This is a genomic window from Vibrio sp. V04_P4A5T148 (genome assembly GCF_963875605.1).
In the GTDB taxonomy this organism is placed as follows: Bacteria; Pseudomonadota; Gammaproteobacteria; order Enterobacterales; family Vibrionaceae; genus Vibrio; species Vibrio anguillarum.
The window spans coordinates 1-5,366 of record NZ_CAWNMS010000096.1 but is presented as its reverse complement, the minus strand read 5'-3'; the positions used below and the strand labels follow the sequence as shown (position 1 = coordinate 5,366).

The window sequence follows — 5,366 nt, the reverse complement described above, 5'->3', positions numbered from 1 at the left end:
GCTCTTTAACAATATAAACCTATCAATCTGTGTGGGCACTCGTTGATGATAATCAAAAAAGATTTATCAATGAACTGAGTGACCAATCAGAATCAAGTTTACTTGATTTTGGCACAGTCAATTCATTGTTGTTCTGTTGGAACAACAATAGCTTTAAAATTACTTTTTTACTTTCGAGTAAGAGCAGTTTTGAAGTCAGTATTCATTGAGCCGGTCTTAGGACCAACAAAACTTTAATTGAAGAGTTTGATCATGGCTCAGATTGAACGCTGGCGGCAGGCCTAACACATGCAAGTCGAGCGGCAGCACAGAGGAACTTGTTCCTTGGGTGGCGAGCGGCGGACGGGTGAGTAATGCCTAGGAAATTGCCCTGATGTGGGGGATAACCATTGGAAACGATGGCTAATACCGCATGATGCCTACGGGCCAAAGAGGGGGACCTTCGGGCCTCTCGCGTCAGGATATGCCTAGGTGGGATTAGCTAGTTGGTGAGGTAATGGCTCACCAAGGCGACGATCCCTAGCTGGTCTGAGAGGATGATCAGCCACACTGGAACTGAGACACGGTCCAGACTCCTACGGGAGGCAGCAGTGGGGAATATTGCACAATGGGCGCAAGCCTGATGCAGCCATGCCGCGTGTATGAAGAAGGCCTTCGGGTTGTAAAGTACTTTCAGTCGTGAGGAAGGTGGTGTTGTTAATAGCAGCATCATTTGACGTTAGCGACAGAAGAAGCACCGGCTAACTCCGTGCCAGCAGCCGCGGTAATACGGAGGGTGCGAGCGTTAATCGGAATTACTGGGCGTAAAGCGCATGCAGGTGGTGGATTAAGTCAGATGTGAAAGCCCGGGGCTCAACCTCGGAACCGCATTTGAAACTGGTTCACTAGAGTACTGTAGAGGGGGGTAGAATTTCAGGTGTAGCGGTGAAATGCGTAGAGATCTGAAGGAATACCGGTGGCGAAGGCGGCCCCCTGGACAGATACTGACACTCAGATGCGAAAGCGTGGGGAGCAAACAGGATTAGATACCCTGGTAGTCCACGCCGTAAACGATGTCTACTTGGAGGTTGTGGCCTTGAGCCGTGGCTTTCGGAGCTAACGCGTTAAGTAGACCGCCTGGGGAGTACGGTCGCAAGATTAAAACTCAAATGAATTGACGGGGGCCCGCACAAGCGGTGGAGCATGTGGTTTAATTCGATGCAACGCGAAGAACCTTACCTACTCTTGACATCCAGAGAAGCCAGCGGAGACGCAGGTGTGCCTTCGGGAACTCTGAGACAGGTGCTGCATGGCTGTCGTCAGCTCGTGTTGTGAAATGTTGGGTTAAGTCCCGCAACGAGCGCAACCCTTATCCTTGTTTGCCAGCGAGTCATGTCGGGAACTCCAGGGAGACTGCCGGTGATAAACCGGAGGAAGGTGGGGACGACGTCAAGTCATCATGGCCCTTACGAGTAGGGCTACACACGTGCTACAATGGCGCATACAGAGGGCAGCAAGCTAGCGATAGTGAGCGAATCCCAAAAAGTGCGTCGTAGTCCGGATTGGAGTCTGCAACTCGACTCCATGAAGTCGGAATCGCTAGTAATCGTAGATCAGAATGCTACGGTGAATACGTTCCCGGGCCTTGTACACACCGCCCGTCACACCATGGGAGTGGGCTGCAAAAGAAGTGGGTAGTTTAACCTTTCGGGGAGGACGCTCACCACTTTGTGGTTCATGACTGGGGTGAAGTCGTAACAAGGTAGCGCTAGGGGAACCTGGCGCTGGATCACCTCCTTATACGAAGATTACACTGATGAGTGTCCACACAGATTGATGGTTTATACAGTTTAAGAGACGATGCTGGGTCTGTAGCTCAGGTGGTTAGAGCGTTCGCCTGATAAGCGAGAGGTCGGTGGTTCAAGTCCACTCAGACCCACCAATTCTTCCTCCCAGAAGATTGGCACACAGTATCACACACCTGATGGGGTTATAGCTCAGCTGGGAGNATAGTGTTTTTAAAAATGGTTTTCATTAGAAAATCGTGCTCTTTAACAATTTGGAAAGCTGACTGATAACAACGAACGTGTTTGTTGTTATCAAATAAAAGTTCTCAACATCAATACGTTTAACGTATTGATACCAAACACATTCAAGTGTTCTTGGGAAAGCTTACTACGGTAAGTTTTCAAAATTGAGTCCGGCAAAATCAAACGTCTCTCGCTCATTCAAATAATGAGAGACAACCTTGGTGACTTGTCTACAACACGAAACTTCTTCGGGTTGTATGGTTAAGTGACTAAGCGTACACGGTGGATGCCTTGGCAGTCAGAGGCGATGAAGGACGTAGTAACTTGCGATAAGCGTAGATTAGGCAGTAACAGCCACTTGAGTCTACGATTTCCGAATGGGGAAACCCACGTGCATAAGCACGTATCCTTACCTGAATACATAGGGTAAGGAGGCAAACCGGGGGAACTGAAACATCTAAGTACCCCGAGGAGAAGAAATCAACAGAGATTCCGAAAGTAGCGGCGAGCGAAATTGGACTAGCCCTTAAGCTTTTAATGATGCAGGTGAAGCCTCTGGAAAGTGGCGCAATAAAGGGTGATAGCCCCGTAACTGTTCCATCATTATAAGTGAAATCGAGTAAGGCGGGACACGTGTTATCCTGTCTGAACATGGGGGGACCATCCTCCAAGGCTAAATACTACTGACTGACCGATAGTGAACCAGTACCGTGAGGGAAAGGCGAAAAGAACCCCTGTGAGGGGAGTGAAATAGAACCTGAAACCGTGTACGTACAAGCAGTAGGAGCAGGCTTTGTCCTGTGACTGCGTACCTTTTGTATAATGGGTCAGCGACTTATATTCAGTGGCAAGGTTAACCGAATAGGGGAGCCGTAGGGAAACCGAGTCTTAACTGGGCGATTTAGTCTCTGGATATAGACCCGAAACCGGGTGATCTAGCCATGGGCAGGTTGAAGGTTGAGTAACATCAACTGGAGGACCGAACCGACTAATGTTGAAAAATTAGCGGATGACTTGTGGCTAGGGGTGAAAGGCCAATCAAACTCGGAGATAGCTGGTTCTCCCCGAAAGCTATTTAGGTAGCGCCTCGGACGAATACTACTGGGGGTAGAGCACTGTTAAGGCTAGGGGGTCATCCCGACTTACCAACCCTTTGCAAACTCCGAATACCAGTAAGTACTATCCGGGAGACACACGGCGGGTGCTAACGTCCGTCGTGGAGAGGGAAACAACCCAGACCGCCAGCTAAGGTCCCAAATTACTACTAAGTGGGAAACGATGTGGGAAGGCTCAGACAGCCAGGATGTTGGCTTAGAAGCAGCCATCATTTAAAGAAAGCGTAATAGCTCACTGGTCGAGTCGGCCTGCGCGGAAGATGTAACGGGGCTAAGTAGTAAACCGAAGCTGCGGCAATACAGTTTACTGTATTGGGTAGGGGAGCGTTCTGTAAGCCGTTGAAGGTGTGTTGTAAAGCATGCTGGAGGTATCAGAAGTGCGAATGCTGACATGAGTAACGATAAGGGGGGTGAAAAACCTCCCCGCCGGAAGACCAAGGGTTCCTGTCCAACGTTAATCGGGGCAGGGTAAGTCGACCCCTAAGGCGAGGCTGAAAAGCGTAGTCGATGGGAAACGGGTTAATATTCCCGTACTGCTTATAATTGCGATGGGGGGACGGAGAAGGCTAGGTGGGCCAGGCGACGGTTGTCCTGGTTCAAGTGCGTAGGCTAAGAGACTAGGTAAATCCGGTTTCTTGTTAGGCTGAGACACGACGTCGAGCTGCTACGGCAGTGAAGTCATTGATGCCCTGCTTCCAGGAAAAGCCTCTAAGCTTCAGATTATAAGCAATCGTACCCCAAACCGACACAGGTGGTCGGGTAGAGAATACCAAGGCGCTTGAGAGAACTCGGGTGAAGGAACTAGGCAAAATGGTACCGTAACTTCGGGAGAAGGTACGCTCTTATTGGTGAAGTCCCTCGCGGATGGAGCTGACGAGAGTCGCAGATACCAGGTGGCTGCAACTGTTTATTAAAAACACAGCACTGTGCAAAATCGCAAGATGACGTATACGGTGTGACGCCTGCCCGGTGCCGGAAGGTTAATTGATGGGGTTAGACTTAGGTCGAAGCTCTTGATCGAAGCCCCGGTAAACGGCGGCCGTAACTATAACGGTCCTAAGGTAGCGAAATTCCTTGTCGGGTAAGTTCCGACCTGCACGAATGGCGTAATGATGGCCACGCTGTCTCCACCCGAGACTCAGTGAAATTGAAATCGCTGTGAAGATGCAGTGTACCCGCGGCTAGACGGAAAGACCCCGTGAACCTTTACTACAGCTTGGCACTGAACATTGAACCTACATGTGTAGGATAGGTGGGAGACTTAGAAGCGCAGTCGCTAGATTGCGTGGAGTCGACCTTGAAATACCACCCTTGTCGTTTTGATGTTCTAACGTAGGCCCCTCATCGGGGTTGCGGACAGTGCCTGGTGGGTAGTTTGACTGGGGCGGTCTCCTCCCAAAGAGTAACGGAGGAGCACGAAGGTGGGCTAATCACGGTTGGACATCGTGAGGTTAGTGCAATGGCATAAGCCCGCTTAACTGCGAGAATGACGGTTCGAGCAGGTACGAAAGTAGGTCATAGTGATCCGGTGGTTCTGAATGGAAGGGCCATCGCTCAACGGATAAAAGGTACTCCGGGGATAACAGGCTGATACCGCCCAAGAGTTCATATCGACGGCGGTGTTTGGCACCTCGATGTCGGCTCATCACATCCTGGGGCTGAAGTCGGTCCCAAGGGTATGGCTGTTCGCCATTTAAAGTGGTACGCGAGCTGGGTTTAGAACGTCGTGAGACAGTTCGGTCCCTATCTGCCGTGGGCGTTGGAAGATTGAAGGGGGCTGCTCCTAGTACGAGAGGACCGGAGTGGACGAACCGCTGGTGTTCGGGTTGTCATGCCAATGGCATTGCCCGGTAGCTAAGTTCGGAATTGATAAGCGCTGAAAGCATCTAAGCGCGAAGCGAGCCCTGAGATGAGTCTTCCCTGGCACTTTAAGTGTCCTAAAGGGTTGTTCGAGACTAGAACGTTGATAGGTTGGGTGTGTAAGCGCTGCGAGGCGTTGAGCTAACCAATACTAATTGCCCGTGAGGCTTAACCATACAACACCGAAGGGGTTTTGTGGGCTCAATTGAAGAACATTGAATGTGTGAATGAGAACGAAACAGCTTTCCGAATTAAGAAATTTGCTTGGCGACCATAGCGTTGTGGACCCACCTGATTCCATGCCGAACTCAGAAGTGAAACACAACAGCGCCGATGGTAGTGTGGGGTCTCCCCATGTGAGAGTAGGACATCGCCAGGCTTT

1 tRNA gene and 3 rRNA genes are annotated in these 5,366 nt (G+C 50.4%); all 4 read left to right on the top strand.

Annotated elements, in window-relative coordinates:
* Positions 1 to 234 precede the first annotated feature (234 nt).
* The 4 genes from AACT18_RS17025 to rrf all read left to right on the top strand — a co-directional run bounded on the left by AACT18_RS17025 (position 235) and on the right by rrf (position 5,363).
* Positions 235 to 1,779: ribosomal RNA gene (locus AACT18_RS17025) — 16S ribosomal RNA — on the top strand.
* A 65-nt stretch (positions 1,780 to 1,844) separates the two neighbouring features.
* Positions 1,845 to 1,921: transfer RNA gene (locus tag AACT18_RS17020), tRNA-Ile, on the top strand.
* A 347-nt stretch (positions 1,922 to 2,268) separates the two neighbouring features.
* Positions 2,269 to 5,160 (top strand): 23S ribosomal RNA (locus AACT18_RS17015).
* An 87-nt stretch (positions 5,161 to 5,247) separates the two neighbouring features.
* Positions 5,248 to 5,363: ribosomal RNA gene (rrf, locus tag AACT18_RS17010) — 5S ribosomal RNA — on the top strand.
* Together the 16S, 23S and 5S rRNA genes with 1 tRNA gene alongside form the textbook arrangement of a ribosomal RNA operon.
* Positions 5,364 to 5,366: the final 3 nt, after the last annotated feature.